The organism is Pseudomonas sp. HP_14 (assembly GCF_055283875.1).
Map to the genome: position 1 here is coordinate 51,797 of NZ_JBTOQI010000012.1, position 12,785 is coordinate 64,581.

The window sequence follows — 12,785 nt, forward strand, 5'->3', positions numbered from 1 at the left end:
CGCGGCGCTACACAAAAAGATTTGCTTAACACACTGGGGTTCATTAGGAGTTTCACGATGGAAATGCTGAAGTTTGGTAAATTTGCTGCGCTGGCTCTGGCCATGGCTGTAGCTGTAGGTTGCTCTTCCAAAGGCGGCGACAACGCTGGCGAAGGCGCTGTTGATCCTAACGCTGGTTACGGCGCAAACACTGGTGCCGTTGATGGCAGCCTGAGCGAAGAAGCTGCTCTGCGCGCAATCACCACCTTCTACTTCGAATACGACAGTTCGGACCTGAAACCAGAAGCCCTGCGCGCTCTGGACGTACACGCCAAGGACCTGAAAGCCAACGGCGCTCGCGTAGTTCTGGAAGGCAACACCGACGAACGTGGTACTCGTGAGTACAACATGGCACTGGGCGAGCGTCGTGCGAAAGCCGTTCAACGCTACCTGGTTCTGCAAGGTGTTTCCCCAGCTCAGCTGGAACTGGTTTCCTACGGCGAAGAGCGTCCAGTTGCTACCGGCAACGACGAGCAGTCCTGGGCTCAAAACCGTCGCGTCGAACTGCGTAAGTAATTTGACATGCGAACGTGCCGACGTGCTCTAACCGTTTTGGCCCTCACCCTTCCACTTGCTGCGTGGGGTGCGGTTCCTGTGGTCGATAACAATTCTGGCTCTGGCAGCAGCAGTTATCCGCCAGCTGGTTATGGCACGTCTGGCGCCTATGCCGGGGGAGGGGTTACGGCCCAACCCTCGGCACAAGGTCAGCTGTTCATGCAGTTGCAACAGATGCAGGACGAAATCGCGCGGTTGCGCGGTATGGTCGAGGTCCAGCAAAACGATATCCAGCGCATGAAGCAAGAAGCGCTTGAGCGATATCAGGATCTGGATTCACGCATAGGAGCAGGCGGCGCAGCCGCAGCGGCTTCCAATAATTCTCAACCGGCTGGTGGCGATATCAACGCCAGCGGGACTCCAGCAGCACCGGCCGCGCAAGCGCCGTCTGCTGGTACTGAACCCCCGGATCCTGCGAAGGAGAAGCTTTATTACGAAGCAGCCTTCGACCTGATCAAAGCCAAGGATTTCGACAAAGCCAGCCAGGCTTTCGGCGCTTTCCTTCGCAAATACCCAAACAGCACCTACGCGGGCAACGCCCAGTATTGGCTGGGTGAGGTGAATCTGGCCAAAGGTGATCTGCAAGGCGCGGGTCAGGCTTTTGCCAAGGTCAGCCAGCTTTATCCAAAACACGCCAAAGTGCCTGATTCGCTGTACAAGCTTGCTGATGTCGAGCGCCGCCTCGGTAATACCGACAAGGTGAAAGGCATTTTGCAGCAGGTTGTAGCGCAATATCCGGGCACCTCAGCCGCTCAGCTGGCACAACGGGATCTTCAGCGCCTTTAAGGTTCTGACCCGAAATTCAAGAAAGCCGCGCTTGTCGCGGCTTTTTTCGTTAGAATTCGGCACCCGATTTTTCGGTACTTTTAAATACGCTTCTCTGGATTCTGCGATTGCAGGGTGCTTTGAAGTGCCTGACGGAGGCGGACGGCCTGTTTAGCTGTTACGCCCGTGGCCCATATGCAAGAAACGTTACGCATCACCGAAGTCTTTTACTCGTTGCAGGGTGAGACTCGCACAGCGGGCTTGCCCACTGTTTTTGTCCGGCTGACGGGCTGTCCGCTTCGTTGCCAGTATTGCGACAGCGCCTACGCGTTCACTGGCGGCACGATTCAGACCCTGGACGACATCCTCGGCCAAGTGGCTGATTATCGCCCGCGCTACGTCTGTGTGACTGGCGGCGAGCCGCTGGCTCAGCCCAATGCCATCCCGTTGCTCAAGCGTCTCTGTGATGCGGGCTATGAGGTGTCGCTGGAGACCAGCGGTGCGCTGGATATTTCGGCGGTCGATCCGCGCGTCAGCCGCGTTGTGGACCTGAAAACGCCAGGTTCCATGGAAGTCACCCGCAACCGCTACGAGAATATCGAGCTGTTGACGCCTAACGATCAGGTCAAGTTTGTGCTTTGCTCCCGCGAAGACTACGACTGGGCGGTCTCCAAGCTTATTCAGTACGGTCTGGAGCGTCGCGTCGGTGAGGTGTTGTTTTCGCCTAGCCATCACCAACTGAATGCCCGAGACCTGGCGGACTGGATCGTCGCCGACAACCTGCCTGTACGCCTGCAAATGCAGCTGCATAAATTTCTCTGGAACGATGAACCAGGGCGCTGAGATGAGTGAACCAACCATGACTGAAAAAAGAGCGGTAATCCTCCTGTCTGGCGGCCTCGACTCGGCCACTGTCGTCGCGATGGCGCGTGAGCAGGGCTACACCTGTTACACCATGAGTTTTGATTATGGCCAGCGTCATCGCGCCGAACTCGATGCGGCAGCGCGTGTTGCGCGCGATCTGGGCGTGATTGAGCACAAGGTCATTGGCCTGAATCTCAATGGCATTGGTGGCTCGGCGCTGACCGATGATTCCATTGCTGTTCCTGAAACTCCGGGCGAAGGCATTCCGGTGACTTATGTGCCCGCGCGCAACACGGTATTTCTGTCGCTGGCTTTGGGCTGGGCAGAAGTGCTCGGTGCGCGTGACATCTTCATCGGCGTCAATGCGGTGGACTATTCGGGATACCCGGATTGCCGACCAGAATTCATCGAGTCGTTCGAGCGCATGGCCAACCTCGCCACCAAGGCCGGTGTAGAAGGGCAGGGATTCACTATTCAAGCGCCGCTGCAGAATCTGAGCAAGGCCGATATCGTCAAGGCAGGCGTGCGTCTGGGCGTTGATTACGGCCTTACCGTTTCCTGCTATCAGGCCGACGATCAGGGCCGTGCATGCCGCAAATGCGACAGCTGTCGCTTGCGCGCAGAAGGCTTTGCAGCCGCCGGAATCAGCGACCCAACACGATATTTTTAAAATAATTGAAATTAGGTGTTGAATTACTCATATAAATCAGTAATATACGCGCCACGCAACAGAGGGTCGTTAGCTCAGTTGGTAGAGCAGTTGGCTTTTAACCAATTGGTCGTAGGTTCGAATCCCACACGACCCACCATTTTTTGCAGTTTTAAAAATCCGAAAGGCCCACGAAAGTGAGGATTTTCGGGTTTTTTTTTGCGTTGAAGAAACTCATGATCCTGACGCAACGGACAGGTCAGGTGAGCTCTGACCTGAATCCTGTTGATATGGACAGCATTGAAGACAGGGAAGCAGCAAATGTCACTCAGAGTCATGGTTGTTGGTGGTTACGGGAATTTTGGCAGTATTGTCTGCCGACACCTGGTCGCCATGTCCGAAGTCGTTCTTGTGATTGCAGGGCGCAGCGCCGAAAAGTTGGCTGACAAGGTTGATGAGTTACAGGGCCAGTCAGGAACTGTTTGTGAAAGTTGGTGCGGTGATGCCATGGAATCCATGTTTGGCTCAGTGCTGCGCACGCTGGATATCCAATGGGTCATTCATACCGGCGGGCCTTTTCAAGGCCAGTCCTATGCGGTCGCGCAGGCCTGTATCGAGGCAGGCGTCAACTACTGTGATCTGGCTGACTGCCGCGCTTTCGTCAATGGTATCCACATTCTGGATGAAGCCGCCAAGCGTGCTGGCGTAAGCGTGCTCAGCGGTTGTAGCTCCGTTCCCACGTTATCCTCGGCCATCATTGATCAGTACCGTCAGCGCTTCAGCCGTATTGATGTCATTGAGCATGGCATCTCTTCCTCGGCGAAAATGCCAGGGTTGTCGACTGTTGAGGGCGTGCTCGCGTATGCCGGTAAGCCGATCAAACAGCTTCGGGGCGGGCAGGTCCACGAGGTCTCAGGCTGGCAGGATTTGACGCTGCGCAAAATGCCTCATCTGGGTGTCCGTGTGCTGGCTAACGTCGATGTGCCGGATATGGATATTTTTGGCAGCCGTTACGGCGCACACACTTTGAGTTTCAAAGCCGGCTCAGGTCTAAAGCTTGGCGGTGTAGCCAATTACCTGTTGGCTGCCGCATTGCGCTTGGGGTTGGTTCAGGACCGTATGCGCTGGGCTGCACGGCTGCATCGTTGGGGAACGCTCTTTGAACGCTTCGGGGATGGCCGTAGTGCGATGTACATCGATGTTCAGGGGGCAGGCGTGGACGGCAAAACCCTCACGATGAATGCTCAGCTCACTGCATCTGATGACAAAGGCCCGGAGATTCCAAGTTGTGCGGCCGTTGCGCTGGTGGCGAAAGTTGCTCGGCAGTACCGTCCGGAGCCAGGTGCTCGGCCCTGTGTGGGTGAAATAAGCGTTGACGAGTACCTTGCCGCCATTAACGACCTGCACAATGTGCAACTGTCCGTTCGCTTCTCAGACGAGCAGGCTTGATCGATGCTCTATCTGGCGTTGAAGTATGTGCATGTCATCGCTGCGATTTTCCTGTTCGGATTCGGCATGGGCTCATATCTCTACTTGATCGCCGCGAGCCGCACGCGCAACCCCCAGGTTATTGCTCATGTCTGCGCGATGGTTGTGCGTTTCGACACCTGGATTACCACGCCTGCCGGTTTTCTGCAGGTGGGGACAGGCTATCTGTTGATCAGGCTTTCGGGGCTACCGTTGACTTCGCCATGGCTGCTGACTTCTCTGGTGATCTTCCTTTGCGTTGGCGCGCTTTGGCTGCCTGTGCTGGTGCTGCAGAAGCGTTTGCATGCACTGGCTTTGAGTGCAGCCGAACAGGGCCTTTTGCTCGACGACCGATACTACAGGGTCTATCAGAAATGGTTCTGGATGGGTATTTGCGGCTTTTTGGGGATGTTTGTCGTGGTGCTTATGATGGTGACGAAGCTGACGCCATGGGAGTGGTTTAAGGTGATTGGAGCCTGAGTGCGCCGCTGAAACAATGCCGTGGATCTAACGATCGCGGGTAAGCACCGCCCACAGGAACCATTGTTGACGTGAGACCGGCTTTAGCCGGGAAAGCTGCCTATCAAACGACACATGTGTAGCGACTGTCCCTGCCTCTTCCCGGCTGAAGCCGGTCCCACTCCGTCACATCAGCGTGTGGAAAAACATAGAATCTCTCCGTGGAGCCGAATTTGCTTCGCCTGTTAGCGTCTCAGCTTCACTGAAACAAGGCGGTGCCGCTAAACTGCAGGCAGCACAGGAGACGTCGATGACCGAGTTCGTAGCCGCTTCAACGAAAACATCCGCCACGCCAGCCCCCTATCTTTTGCCTGGTGAGACGGTCCTTCTGTTCGACGGGGTTTGTAAGCTCTGTAATGGCTGGGCAACGTTTTTGATCGCCCATGATCATCAGCATCGTATCCGGCTTGCGTCGGTCCAGTCTGAAGAGGGGCAGGCGTTGTTGGCCTGGGCTGGGCTCGCCCTGGATCGTTTTGACACCATGGCGGTGATTTCCCGCGACCGCCTGTATGTGCGCTCCGAGGCGTTCTTTGAGGTTATCGCACTGCTCCCCCGGCGTTGGCGCCTGGTCGCTGTCTTACGCGTGTTCCCACGGGCCTTTCGTGACTGGTTTTATGATCGTATTGCACTGAACCGGTATCAGCTGTTTGGTCGATATGACAGCTGCCTGTTACCGTCGGCCGACCATGAGCGTCGCTTTTTGAAGCGCCATCAATGACACCTCTGCAAAAGATTGCCTGGATTGCCCGAGCCGGGTTGGCGCTGATTTTTATTTATCACGGGCTGGTGCCTAAACTGCTCTGGCTGAGCCCGGGTGAATTGCAGATGATCGAGGCTCATGGCATTGAGCAGGTGGTGCTGGTCGCGCGTCTCAGCGGGGTTGCAGAGATACTTCTGGGGCTGTGGTTGCTGATTGACCGTCAGCGCTCGTTGGCGCTCTGGATCAGCGCCTTTGCGTTGCTTGCCTTGCTGGTGGATGTTGCGGTGATGACCCCGAGCCTGCTGGCTCAAGCGTTCAATCCGGTATCGGTCAACGGCGCGGGGTTAGCGTTGTGCGCGATTGCCTGGATCGCGCGGCAGAGAGGCTGAGCGGTTAGCGCCGTCTTCATTGAGCGGCATGCCGCCAGCCTTTCGGTGTTAACCGGGTGGGCGCTGCCTCAGTGAAAACACTCGCGCAGTGCACTGCGATAGAAATCGAAAGCGTCGATCGCCCCCTGAATAGCTTCGCCTTTTTGCGCCTCATCCAGCTTCAGCCCGTCAAGCAAGGCCACGAACTGACGCCAGTGCAGGGCGCGGCCATCGGGGTGAGCGGCGAGGTGGCGGGCGCCGTGCTCGGCGTCGAAGCCCATCTGCTGGGTTTCCTTGAACAGAAACGCAGCCCCCAGGTTTGAACCTTCGGCGCAGTACAACCAGCCAATTGCGGCGTTGATCGACTGCGGTGTGACGGCGGCCGGTGCTGCCGGGATCGACAGGCCGAGGTCTTTCATGTCAGCACAAACAGCATCAAAGCGTGGCAGTTCGCGCAGGCCCGGCAGCAACTGGTTCAGCTCTGCATCGCTGTACAGCTCGTGAATCGCCCCATGGAAACGATGTTGAAGGCGCAGGAAGCAGCCGTAGCGTTGATTGTCTTCAAATGGGCGGGACTGCATGACCAGCGTGTCGACGCTGTCATGGTCGCGGGTGCTTCCTGCTTTCAGGCGTTTGCTCAGCGGGAGTTCTGGTGTCTGTTGGGCGTTGGCGAGCATTGGCGAAGGTCCTTTGTGTGCTGCGACAAGTTACCAAATGATGAGCATGGCGTGTAGGCGGGGCAACGAGTGGAGCATTAAGAATGCTTAACCGTTCAAAACGACGATTCGCGGATCAACACCGTCATGGCGCTGCGCCAGACACGCATGGCCAGGCTTTGCGCCTGAGCTTCGATAACCACGGTTCCACGCAAGCCCATTCGGGGCGTGGATGAAACGTGCGAGGGTGTCAGCAAGGCCCGGTAGATGGCCTGCTCGGGTTGCGGAACGCGCTCGCTGTCGAGGGTCGCCGCCAGACCTCCAGCATAGGTCGAAGCCAGCTCCGGTGCAGACGACAGGCGGCGTACGGCGGTGTGCTCGACGCTGTCCAGATTCAGTTCCAGTGACGCTCTGGTGAATACCTCCGGGTAGAAGCGCGCGCTGCTGCCGGGTTCCAGGCGTGCCAGATCATGTTCTTCTACGAAGGCTTCCACGACACCGGCGTCGCTGCCGATCAGGGTGCCAAGCCATTCTCCGGCGGGCAGCCATTCACCTTGTTCCAATGGGTCGGCGATATCGGCCATGACCCCGCTGAACGGTGCTCTGACCGTCAGGTAACCTGATTGTTGGCGTAGCACGGCTTGTCGCTCAACGGCTGCGAGCAACTCCTGGCGGACCACCATCAGGTTGGCTGCCGCTTCTGGGTTGAACTGCTGAAAACTGCTTTGCCATTGCAGGGTGACGATCTGCCGATCAAGGATCGCCAGCTCCTGCTTGAGGCTGGGGGCGTCCAGAATGAACAACGGCTGACCTGCCTCAACGTTCGCACCGGGCTTCACCAGAATCTGTTGCAACTGCGACCCGACCGGCACGTAAAGTCCGGCCTGTTGCTGGGTGCGCAGCAAGGCCGGGGCATGGATGCTCCCGCGCCAGGGAACACAGGCCAGTAGCAGCAGCCCAAGACATACCAGCAAGGTGCTCAGTGAGTTGCGATTCATGCGGTAGTCCTTGCGTCGGGAGAACCACTCACGCAGTTCGATGAAGATGGGGCGCAGCAGGAAATAAACGATTTCAACGACGAACAGCAGGATGCCCAACAGCTTGAAGGCGAAGTGGTAGACCAGTAACGCGATCCCCAGAAACAGAAAAAACCGATAGATCCAGGTGCCCAGCGAATAACCAATCAGGGTGCGCTCCAGCCACGGTTCAAAATGTTCGGGGCGTTCTTCACCAAAACGGAACAGCCACTCACGTAAACGCCAGCGCGTCAGGCGGAACGCACGGGTTTGCAGGTTGGGCACGTCGAGCAGATCGGAAAGCAGGAAATAGCCGTCGAACCGCATGAACGGGCTCAGGTTGACTGTCAGGGTCAGAATCCAGGTGGTGGCGGCCAGCATGAACGCTGCGCTGCGCAGCATCCCGTCAGGCAGAAAGCTCCACAGCAACGTGGCCCAGGCGGCTAATGCCAGTTCCACCAGCATGCCCGCTGCGCCAACGGCCATACGTTGGCGTCGCTGTTTGAGCCGCCAGGCACCGGAGGTGTCGGTGTACAGCACCGGCCACAGCACCAGCAGTGCGACCCCCATCGTGGCGACTCTGCCGCCATAACGCTTGCAGGTATAGGCATGGCCGAGCTCATGCAGCACCTTGGATAAAATCAGCGTCCCGCCCGCCAATGCGGCACCTTCCAGAGTGAAGAAGTGCAGGAAGGTATGGATGAAGGTTTCCCACTGGCGTGCCGCCAGAAACAGACCAAGGCCCGCGGCTATCAGCGTCAGGTATAGGAACGTGCGACTGTAGAATGGCTCGACCCAATGACGGGTTTTGCCGAGAAAACGGTCTGGACGCAGCAACGGAATGCGTACAAACAGATAGTTCTTGAGTAGCCAGCTGGCCCAACCGACGCTCTGCGCATCAGCGATACGTTGCAGACGAGCGTTGTCTTCGGCACCGCAGGCTTGCAGCAACTGATTGGTTTGCAGGAAGTTTTTGAACGCAGAGATATCATTCCCATCCAGCTCCAGGGTGCTGTCCTGACTGATCGCGAGGGCAATGGCTGCCACATCCCCCAGATGCCAGCGCGAGAGGATCTCTACTTCAGCCCAGCCGAGCCGGAAAAATTGCCCCCGTGCCGGATCCTCCAGTGTCCAGGTCGGCGAACCGTCCCGATTGCGCGGCCCTTCGTGCAGCAACAGCTCATCGCGCAATCTGGGGAGTGGCGTTGGTGGATTGGCTGTGCCCGGCAGCGCGGCGCTGTTCATCGGTTGTGCGCCTGATAGCTCGCGTAGGGGACGGCAGGCCTCACAATGCGAGCCAGATGCGTAGCGCTGACAGCGGGCGACGGAGCAGGTAGTAAAGCACGCTGGTGCGTTCGCCGTAGAGCTTCGCCGTGCCTTTTAGGCCAACCCGAATGCGTGGGTCTGTCTCGGTGAATTCGGCTTTCAAGCGATAGGCCATGCTGCCGTCTGCTGTCGGGCTGGCCCGGTAAGCCAGACGTTGCAGGCTCGCAGGCAGCGGTGACGTGGGGTCAGTATTGAGGAACATCAGAATGTCGGCACCCGGCTGCAAGTCGATGGCATCAGCGATGGGCAACTGGATGTCCAGTTGTGCCTCGCTCGGCTCAGCGACCAGCATGATGCGTTCACCTAATGACACCGGACGGCCTACCCAGTCGCTCGGATCATCGAACACCGCGACGCCGGCACGGGGAGCCAGAATGTTCATGCGCTTGAGGCTTTCCTGCAGGTAATACACCTCGGTCTGCGCCTGTTCGCGACGCCCCTGCAATACGGCCAGAGTTGCTTTGCTGCGTTCATCGCTGAGCGCTTGTTGCTGAGCCTGACGGAACTCGGCATCAGCGATCGCCATGGCCTGGCGTGACGACTCGAGACGACTCTGCAGTTCCCTTGCGTCGAGTTGCACCAGCGCCTGTCCGGCCTCCACCAGTTGGTTAGGCTGAACCAGGATTTTTTCCACCACGCCTTGTAGCGGTGCACGCAAAACGCTGGGTTGGCGGGCAACGATTTCGGCGGGAGCCAATACCGATTGGCGGACCGGCAAGCTCAGTAATACGGCCGCTGCAAGCAACCCGGCCAGCCACCGGCGTTTGTGTGATTGGCCAGTTTTGCGTCGGCTGCTCTTGCCCAGCAATGCTGCCCAGGCATGACCATACGCATTGATCAGCAGGGCAGCCAGTGGCTCCTGCGACGCGGGCAGCGGCGTTTCCCTGGCCAGCAACAGTGCGCCGAGGAGTCTGCCGTCGACATGCCGTAACGGCATCCAGATCAGGTGTGCAGGAAAATGCTCGGCCCACAGCGGCAGGTCATCGGTAGCCAGGCTGGCGGTATTGAGCGCATGAATGTGTTGAGCGTCGGGCTGGTCTTGCCAGCGTTTGCATAAGCCGCTGAGCCAGATATTGAACGGCGCATCCTGCTCGACCACCGCCAGGCCCGAGATCGCTTCGATCCGTGAGCGATCGCAACTCCACAGCAGAGCCTGACGGTAGTCGAGCAGCAGTCGGCTGTCGTTGACCATGACGAATGCCAGCTCCTGAACCGTCAGCGCACTGCGCGCCTGCTGTTCGAGTTGCAGCAGTTGGCTGAGGCTTTGCAGGGCTTGCTGGTCAGTGGTCTCGGCGGTCTTCATTTGGCGCTGACGATGGGCGGAGCGAGTTGCGCGGTGCCGCTCATGCCTGGCAACAGGCTGGCGTCGCTGGCTGCGATTCGGCCGAAGACCTTGACCGACTGGCTGAGCGGATCAATGACCGAGCCCATGCGTACAACTTCTGCGGGGTAGCTTTTGCCGGTCTCATCAAGGCTGACTTGAAAGCGGCTGCCGGGCTTGAGCCAGGTCAGCCAGCGCGATGGGGCGATCAGCTCCACGTCAAATGCACTGTTGTCGTAAATGGCCAACAGCTCCTTGCCTTCGGCGACGTATTCACCTGGCTGGACCTTACGCTCGGCAACGCGCCCGGAGAACGGCGCGCTGATACTGCATCGCTGCAGCATGACCCGTCCTACGCCACTTTCAGCGCGTGCCATGGTCAGGGCTGCTTCCGCCTGAGCGACATCCGCAACACTGATGGACTGCAACTGGTCGAGGCGTTTGGCGATCACCAGTTTTTTGCTGGCGGCAGACTCTGCGGCGGTTGAGTGATTGAGTCGCGCCTGGTGAATGGCGCAGTCGAAGGCCACCAGACGTTCGCCTTTCTTGAAGTTTTCGCCTTCTTTCACGTCCAGACTGATGATCTTGCCAGCCAGTTCGCTGGACAGCACCGTGCGTTGGCTCGCGATCAGTTGTACGCGGATGTCGGCTGCCGACGAGCCAGTCGCCGGGGTCCCGCCAGTCGAGGGCGGTTGCAGGGGCGCGGGGTCGTCGGCATTGACCGTGGCGCACGCCATTGCCAGCAGCAACAAGGAATAGGGGAGCGGAGGCGAAATACGCATGGCGGCTTGGGAATCTCGGCAGGGAAGCGCCACCCCGGTCGGAGTGGCGTAAATGAATCAGCGCAGCGCTGGGGTGGGTGCGTTCAGCGGTATCAGCTCGGCATCCTGAAGCGAACCCAGGCTGCTCCAGGTGTTGATTCGCGTCGGAGCAGGTACGGGCTTTGGCGCTGGCGCTGGCTGGGCCACTGCGCTGGCCATCAACGGAGGCGCTGCATGCAGACGCGGCACTGGTGTTTCACCGTTTGCCAGGGCGACGGCGTTGTGGGCGATGGCCTGGCTCAGGGCGGCGACGCTTTTATCGGCCAGTTGCTCGGGCAGCGGATCAAGCCCGGCTGATTGGTAAACCGCGCCATACGCGTTCTGCAATTCGGCATAGCTACGGTCGCGGGTGCGGGTCGCCAGAACGGTTTCGGTGCTGGTGCGAATACGCTCGACCAGGGTCTGCGCGTCGCTTTGCACCGCGCTTTCGGTCTGGGTGAGGATGCCGCGCTGAATACGCTGCAGTTCGTTGGAGCGATCGAACAGTCGGGTTGCGCGTTGGTATTGCTGCCACGCCACGTTGACTTGAGTCAGCACTGCCATGCGCAATGCCTGGCGGCGCACATCGGCAACGGCTTCGCGCGCTTCGCCAGCCCGGCTGATAGCGGGGTAGGAAAGAACGCTCAGCAGGTTCCAGCTGACTTGCACACCGGCATCGGCCCAGTTGTTATTGGCCATGTAACTGGTGCTGTCGTAATTACCACCGATGAACAGCGAAGCGCCTGGCAGCAGGCGCAACATGGCGCTGCGGGTTTCGAGTACTGCATTGCGTGCCAGATAGCCCTCTTCGCGGACTTCCGGGCGTTTGACCATCGCCATGGTTTCCAGGTCTTCGAGACTGTAGGCCAGTGGCGGTCGGGTCAATTGTTGCTCGCTGGGGATGACCAGGCTGTATTGGGTGGCTGGCGGCAGGTTCATCAATGCTGCCAGGCGTGACTTGGCAGTGGCCAGCTCGCTGTCCACTGATTCCAGTTGGCGGACCATTTCCAGCAGACCCTTCTGGAAGCGCAGGGCATCCAGCGGCGCGAGCAGACGTTGCTTCTCGGTCTGTTGCGCGCGTTCCAGTGCGCTGCGGGCTTCTACCAGCGTGCGTTGCACCTCCGGTTTGAGGCGTTCGGCGGTAGCGGCTTCCCAGTAGGCTGCACGCACCTGCTGAATGATGTCGGCCACGACTCGCCTGCGGCGTTCCTCGGCCCCGAGGGTTTTATTGGCCTGGGCCTTGGCGGAGAAATAACCGAGGCCAAAATCGAGCGTGTTCCACGACATTTGCAGGTCGGCGTTACGACTGGAGCGATCCTGACTGGTGGACGGTTCCAGTGACTGGCTGCCGGTGCGGATCGATTCGCTGGAGGACGCCGACACGTTGTCACGTCCACGCCAGCCTGCTCGCGCGGCCAGCTTGGGCAGCATGTCGAGGTTCTGTGCGTCCAGCAGATTATCTTCCAGTGCCCGCTCCATCAGCGTCAGGCGTTGCTGCAGGTTGTACTTCACGGCACGGGCCATGGCTTCATCCAGGCTGATCGGCCGGGTGACGGGTTCTTGGGCATCGAACATCTTGACCCGATCCGAGCTCGCCTCAGCGATTTGCTGGTCAAGGGTGATCGCTTCAGGTTGCACGGCACAAGCAGACAGGCTGAGCGTGGCCAGGCCGATGGCGAGACGCAGCGACAGGCGACCCGTGAGGCCTGGAAGTTGGGTGTTGATCACGTGTGTTCCTCT

13 protein-coding genes and 1 tRNA gene are annotated in these 12,785 nt (G+C 58.9%); 9 read left to right on the top strand and 5 right to left on the bottom strand.

Features of this window, described 5'->3' with window-relative positions; genetic code table 11:
- The first annotated feature begins 57 nt into the window (after window positions 1–57).
- From pal to ACYASS_RS11660, 9 genes are all read left to right on the top strand, one after another.
- Window positions 58–555, top strand: a complete 498-nt coding sequence (gene pal / locus ACYASS_RS11620; protein ID WP_087274349.1) for a peptidoglycan-associated lipoprotein Pal — start codon at window positions 58–60, stop codon at window positions 553–555.
- Between the two features lie 6 nt (window positions 556–561).
- Entirely contained in the window at window positions 562–1,380 is an 819-nt protein-coding gene (gene ybgF, locus ACYASS_RS11625; RefSeq protein WP_122665115.1) for a tol-pal system protein YbgF, read from the top strand.
- Between the two features lie 174 nt (window positions 1,381–1,554).
- Window positions 1,555–2,202: a 7-carboxy-7-deazaguanine synthase QueE gene (gene queE / locus ACYASS_RS11630; RefSeq protein WP_463586207.1), complete on the top strand. Its 648-nt coding sequence runs from the start codon at window positions 1,555–1,557 to the stop codon at window positions 2,200–2,202.
- Between the two features lie 16 nt (window positions 2,203–2,218).
- A complete protein-coding gene (queC, locus tag ACYASS_RS11635; protein WP_463586208.1) occupies window positions 2,219–2,893 on the top strand; it encodes a 7-cyano-7-deazaguanine synthase QueC in 675 nt (224 codons plus the stop codon).
- A gap of 63 nt (window positions 2,894–2,956) precedes the next feature.
- Window positions 2,957–3,032: transfer RNA gene (locus tag ACYASS_RS11640), tRNA-Lys, on the top strand.
- Between the two features lie 161 nt (window positions 3,033–3,193).
- The gene (locus ACYASS_RS11645; RefSeq protein ID WP_463586209.1) at window positions 3,194–4,321 is read left to right on the top strand and encodes a saccharopine dehydrogenase NADP-binding domain-containing protein; all 1,128 of its coding nucleotides are present in this window, start codon (window positions 3,194–3,196) and stop codon (window positions 4,319–4,321) included.
- A 3-nt stretch (window positions 4,322–4,324) separates the two neighbouring features.
- Window positions 4,325–4,819: a DUF2269 family protein gene (locus tag ACYASS_RS11650; protein WP_463586210.1), complete on the top strand. Its 495-nt coding sequence runs from the start codon at window positions 4,325–4,327 to the stop codon at window positions 4,817–4,819.
- Window positions 4,820–5,108: 289 nt separating this feature from the next.
- Entirely contained in the window at window positions 5,109–5,576 is a 468-nt protein-coding gene (locus ACYASS_RS11655; protein WP_463586211.1) for a thiol-disulfide oxidoreductase DCC family protein, read from the top strand.
- The gene (locus ACYASS_RS11660; protein ID WP_463586212.1) at window positions 5,573–5,947 is read left to right on the top strand and encodes a DoxX-like family protein; all 375 of its coding nucleotides are present in this window, start codon (window positions 5,573–5,575) and stop codon (window positions 5,945–5,947) included. The genes ACYASS_RS11655 and ACYASS_RS11660 overlap by 4 nt, the downstream gene beginning before the upstream one ends.
- A 68-nt stretch (window positions 5,948–6,015) precedes the next feature.
- Here ACYASS_RS11660 and ACYASS_RS11665 read toward each other — a convergent pair whose 3' ends face one another.
- From ACYASS_RS11665 to ACYASS_RS11685, 5 genes are all read right to left on the bottom strand, one after another.
- Entirely contained in the window at window positions 6,016–6,603 is a 588-nt protein-coding gene (locus tag ACYASS_RS11665) for a biliverdin-producing heme oxygenase (RefSeq protein ID WP_463586213.1), read from the bottom strand.
- Window positions 6,604–6,698: 95 nt separating this feature from the next.
- A complete protein-coding gene (locus ACYASS_RS11670; protein WP_463586214.1) occupies window positions 6,699–8,843 on the bottom strand; it encodes an HlyD family efflux transporter periplasmic adaptor subunit in 2,145 nt (714 codons plus the stop codon).
- A 40-nt stretch (window positions 8,844–8,883) separates the two neighbouring features.
- Window positions 8,884–10,227, bottom strand: coding sequence for an efflux RND transporter periplasmic adaptor subunit (locus ACYASS_RS11675; RefSeq protein WP_463586215.1), 1,344 nt, complete (start codon window positions 10,225–10,227; stop codon window positions 8,884–8,886).
- The gene (locus tag ACYASS_RS11680) at window positions 10,224–11,027 is read right to left on the bottom strand and encodes an efflux RND transporter periplasmic adaptor subunit (RefSeq protein ID WP_463586216.1); all 804 of its coding nucleotides are present in this window, start codon (window positions 11,025–11,027) and stop codon (window positions 10,224–10,226) included. The genes ACYASS_RS11675 and ACYASS_RS11680 overlap by 4 nt, the downstream gene beginning before the upstream one ends.
- Window positions 11,028–11,084: 57 nt before the next feature.
- Window positions 11,085–12,773: a TolC family protein gene (locus ACYASS_RS11685; protein ID WP_463586217.1), complete on the bottom strand. Its 1,689-nt coding sequence runs from the start codon at window positions 12,771–12,773 to the stop codon at window positions 11,085–11,087.
- Window positions 12,774–12,785 lie beyond the last annotated feature (12 nt).

What these genes read in the sequence shown, in the direction of transcription:
- pal (WP_087274349.1), top strand. Translation starts at nt 58, where the DNA reads ATGGAAATGCTGAAGTTTGGTAAATTTGCTGCGCTGGCTCTGGCCATG.
- ybgF (WP_122665115.1), top strand. Translation starts at nt 562, where the DNA reads ATGCGAACGTGCCGACGTGCTCTAACCGTTTTGGCCCTCACCCTTCCA.
- queE (WP_463586207.1), top strand. Translation starts at nt 1,555, where the DNA reads ATGCAAGAAACGTTACGCATCACCGAAGTCTTTTACTCGTTGCAGGGT.
- queC (WP_463586208.1), top strand. Translation starts at nt 2,219, where the DNA reads ATGACTGAAAAAAGAGCGGTAATCCTCCTGTCTGGCGGCCTCGACTCG.
- ACYASS_RS11645 (WP_463586209.1), top strand. Translation starts at nt 3,194, where the DNA reads ATGTCACTCAGAGTCATGGTTGTTGGTGGTTACGGGAATTTTGGCAGT.
- ACYASS_RS11650 (WP_463586210.1), top strand. Translation starts at nt 4,325, where the DNA reads ATGCTCTATCTGGCGTTGAAGTATGTGCATGTCATCGCTGCGATTTTC.
- ACYASS_RS11655 (WP_463586211.1), top strand. Translation starts at nt 5,109, where the DNA reads ATGACCGAGTTCGTAGCCGCTTCAACGAAAACATCCGCCACGCCAGCC.
- ACYASS_RS11660 (WP_463586212.1), top strand. Translation starts at nt 5,573, where the DNA reads ATGACACCTCTGCAAAAGATTGCCTGGATTGCCCGAGCCGGGTTGGCG.
- ACYASS_RS11665 (WP_463586213.1), bottom strand. Translation starts at nt 6,603, where the DNA reads ATGCTCGCCAACGCCCAACAGACACCAGAACTCCCGCTGAGCAAACGC.
- ACYASS_RS11670 (WP_463586214.1), bottom strand. Translation starts at nt 8,843, where the DNA reads ATGAACAGCGCCGCGCTGCCGGGCACAGCCAATCCACCAACGCCACTC.
- ACYASS_RS11675 (WP_463586215.1), bottom strand. Translation starts at nt 10,227, where the DNA reads ATGAAGACCGCCGAGACCACTGACCAGCAAGCCCTGCAAAGCCTCAGC.
- ACYASS_RS11680 (WP_463586216.1), bottom strand. Translation starts at nt 11,027, where the DNA reads ATGCGTATTTCGCCTCCGCTCCCCTATTCCTTGTTGCTGCTGGCAATG.